General features: G+C 67.9%; 3 protein-coding genes. All 3 read right to left on the minus strand.

All coding sequences use genetic code 11. From position 1 onward, the window contains the following. Positions 1 to 252: 252 nt before the first annotated feature. Complete coding sequence (locus AB0H57_RS32600) at positions 253 to 768, minus strand: hypothetical protein (RefSeq protein ID WP_357512569.1); 516 nt, start codon at positions 766 to 768, stop codon at positions 253 to 255. Continuing rightward, positions 768 to 1,658 carry a hypothetical protein gene (locus AB0H57_RS32605; RefSeq protein WP_357512571.1) on the minus strand — a complete coding sequence of 297 codons (891 nt, stop codon included), beginning with the start codon at positions 1,656 to 1,658 and terminating at the stop codon, positions 768 to 770. The genes AB0H57_RS32600 and AB0H57_RS32605 overlap by 1 nt, the downstream gene beginning before the upstream one ends. Positions 1,659 to 2,784: 1,126 nt before the next feature. Beyond that, entirely contained in the window at positions 2,785 to 2,982 is a 198-nt protein-coding gene (locus tag AB0H57_RS32610) for a hypothetical protein (RefSeq protein ID WP_357512573.1), read from the minus strand. Positions 2,983 to 3,388 lie beyond the last annotated feature (406 nt).

The raw sequence follows: 3,388 nt of genomic DNA on the forward strand, positions 1-3,388 counted from the left end.
GAGGGTGTCGAGGTCTTGCGTCACAACATGATCATCGACACCCTCTCTTCATGCCCAGACATCGACCCCTGACATCGGAACTACTCGTCTAGGCGGACAGGCCAACCTGTCAGGCGAGAAAGAAGGCTGCCTGTCGAATCCGCTGTTCGCGTGTAATTATGTGCATGCCAAGGGCAGTAGCCTGCGGAAGTGGACCCGGATCCCCTCCGGACGGTGGGCATCCGGGTTTCGCGTCTCCTACGGTGCCGATCATCACGGCAAGATCAGCGTCTTCCGGACCAACGGCCGGGCGCGGCGAGACCATTCGCCCCCGGCGCCGTGTGCCCAGGCGACGACGTCCGGGATCCAGAGCAGCGGCTCGTGCCGACCTTCGAGGTGACGGTACTGAACCCCGTGGTCGCTCTTCTCCAGTGCCGCTCGGATGATCCGCCGATCAACGCGGTCACGGTGGTCGCCGCGGCTTTCGAGTATCAGATGTTGCGGCCGCAAGACAGTCAAGTCGTCCACCATTGCGGTGAGACAGGCTGCTCGCGCCACCTCCTCTGGGCCCGGAGCTTCGAAGATCCACACCGTGGGAGACAGCCGGACTACCTGGCTCAGGATCCTTCGGCGCTGCCGGTCGGACTCTTTCCGGAAGTGGATCCGCTGCTGGCCGGGGAGCCTCAGCCCCTTCAGGGAGGCTCGCATGCCTGCCAGGTCGGTCATGGGGACTATCGCGGCAGCGACCATGTACCGGGCGCGCCGCGACTCGTCCACGAAGACGTGCATCAGGCGCCGCCGCTGGAGGTGCGGCGGGACTTCTTCGTGACCACCGTCTTCGGGCTCGACCTCTTCCCCCCGGCCGGCACCCTCTTGGCGATCTTCCGCCTCGGCGACGTCGGCGGGGTCGGCTGCGACCGGTGCGAGAAGGGCGACTCGAGCGTGTACCGGTTGACCATGGCCCAGCCGGTGTGGCTCTGGGGAGCCTCGATCCGGGTCCTCTCCACGTGCAGGAGTCCGGCCTCTCGCAGCTCGCGGAACCCGTCCTCGGCCGTGTCGGCTGACCAGCCGTACCAGCCTGGCACCCGCTCGGTCGGCAACTCGAAGCCCGGCTTCTCCGCGCTGGCGACCAGAAGCATCGCGATGGCGGGCAGGGAGAGGCGGCTGCTCCAATCCTTCAGCCAGAACTCGTGGGGCAGCTTGATGTACGGGTCACGGTTGCCGGCAGTGCCCGGACGCGTGTACGGGTCGCCGCTGCCGTCCTCGAGGAGTCGAGTTACCCGGACCTGCCGGGAACGTCCAACTCGCTGGCGAGCGATGAGCTCTCGCTGCTCCAGCCAGGTCAGCGTCTTCGACACGGCGGTGAGCGCCGACTCCGGCTGAGCTGCGAGTGTGGTGTCCATCAGCCTGGCCCAGGCCCCGCTGGGGAGCGTGACGCTCCATCCGGTCTCCGGATGTTCGGCACTGATACCTGCCGATATAATGAGGTATGCCAACAGCGCCCGCTTCTGTCGCCGGCGGACGAACTCGGCGAGTGGGCCCTCCCGCGGTTCGACCCCGGGCGGGCGCTGCACGAAGACGCGCCTTATCGGCACAAAGTCCCGCTTTGACCGTCCTAGCAGCCATTCCCTGGTGCTGGCTGGGCTGGAGGTTGGGGCGCTGGTCACCGTCTCTGTCACGCCCGCAACGCTACCGTCCGGTCCCTACCTTCGCGTCCCAGCTCTTCCCCGGTCTACTTCCCCACCAGCGGGTGGTATGAGATAACCCTGCAAGCTACGTGCGATGCAGATGCGAGAGCGTTGTAACGTCTGGAGCCAACTGCTGCCCTGCCGAACGCTTCCCATAGCGCGGCCGGCCTAGTACTTGCGGGTGAGAGACCCAGTCCGACCACTTGGGTGCCATGGCGTGCGACCGGTGAGCACATCGACATCAGCCAGGGCCGGAGCACCCGGACGGTCGGCAACCGGCTGCGGCCAGCCGGGCAATGATCTAGCCCGCCGCGTCCTGGAGCGGCACCCCTCGCTCGGATACGGCACGTCGGCGGTGCGCCACGGCGACCGCGGCGTCGGTGGGCTGAGCCAGGTTGCCGGCCGCACTGGACCGGATCGGGATGGATGTGGGTCAGCCAGCTCCGGATCACGGATATCACGTGCGTCCCAGGTCGACCCGGTGGCGCTGCTCGACCAGCGACCGGCTGCGAAAGCTGGAGAGCACATGATCACCGGGCACAGATCCGACACAACCGAGCGCGAGTAACGGCGGAAGATGGCGGAAGCCGATGGGAGGCGTTTCCGCAGCTCAGGAGCCACCTCGGCGGCAGCGCGAGAGGTCGGGAAGCCGAGGTTCCTACTTCCAGCGGAAATGCACGAACTGGCCCTGGGTCTGCCGACCGCCGGCCCCGGAGGCAACTTGACCGCGTCAGGCGCACTCGCGAGCCAGCGCGCCCTGCCGTCAGTGTCGTCCACAGCACAGTGAAGGCCGAGGCTTGGAAATGCCAGAGCTGCGATTGCATTGACCGGCGGGCGGGCGTGGTCGGAAAGCATGGCCTCGAGCCGGCCACGGGTACCAATAATTGTCGTTCCGGGCGCGCCCAGGTCCGGTGCTGCTCCTGCCGAGTTCTCGGCGACGCTGTGCCTGTTTGCGCCACGGTCCGGCGGTGCCGGTGCCCAGCAGGCGATGGACCGTGCGCAGGGGGCCCGGCTCCGACTCGAACTCCCACCGCAGCACCGTGCCCGTCTCGGTGTCGTCGGCGCGGCCGCCGCCAGGGCGGGGTGGCGCTTTACTGCCGGCATACGGACGGGCAGATCACTCGCAGCGGTCCTCGGCGCCTCGGCCGTACGGCTCACAGCAGTCAGGGCGGTGCCGGTACACGCGCAGGTCGCGTCCGCGCCGGCGGCCGTACTCGCGCGTGATCTCGTAAAGGCAGGCCTGCCAGACGACGGCCTCCCCGCCGCCGGGCACCACCTGGCCGTCACCGGGTCCGCCGCGCAGCAGCACGTCCACGTCTACGTCTACGTCTACGTCTACGTCTACGTCTACGTCCGTACGCAACCCACCAGCGCCGGGACGTGGCGTATGAGTCTTCGACCCAAGCGGTACCCACCCGAACCGATCTCAACGGCCGGTGTCACAGGCGGGTGAGTCGGTGGTCGGGGGCGGTGTGGCGGGCGGCCGGCGCCGACGGTAGGCATGGAGCGGACCAGCGGCGACCTGACATCAGTCGTTGACATCAACGGTGGCGGCCGAGGCCGAACGAGTGCGGACGGGCGCCGCCGCCGCCTCGGAGCCGGGCCCCATGAACGTCGGCGGACGCTGCGGAACGTGTCAAGGGATTGAGGCCAACGGGAGTTAAGCGGCTTGTCGTTGCGGCTCGGGCTTGTTGATCCAGACCTGTTCGGGCAGGTCGAGG

The organism is Micromonospora sp. NPDC050686 (assembly GCF_040654475.1).
GTDB lineage: Bacteria > Actinomycetota > Actinomycetes > Mycobacteriales > Micromonosporaceae > Micromonospora.

What these genes read in the sequence shown, in the direction of transcription:
- AB0H57_RS32600 (WP_357512569.1), bottom strand. Translation starts at nt 768, where the DNA reads ATGCACGTCTTCGTGGACGAGTCGCGGCGCGCCCGGTACATGGTCGCT.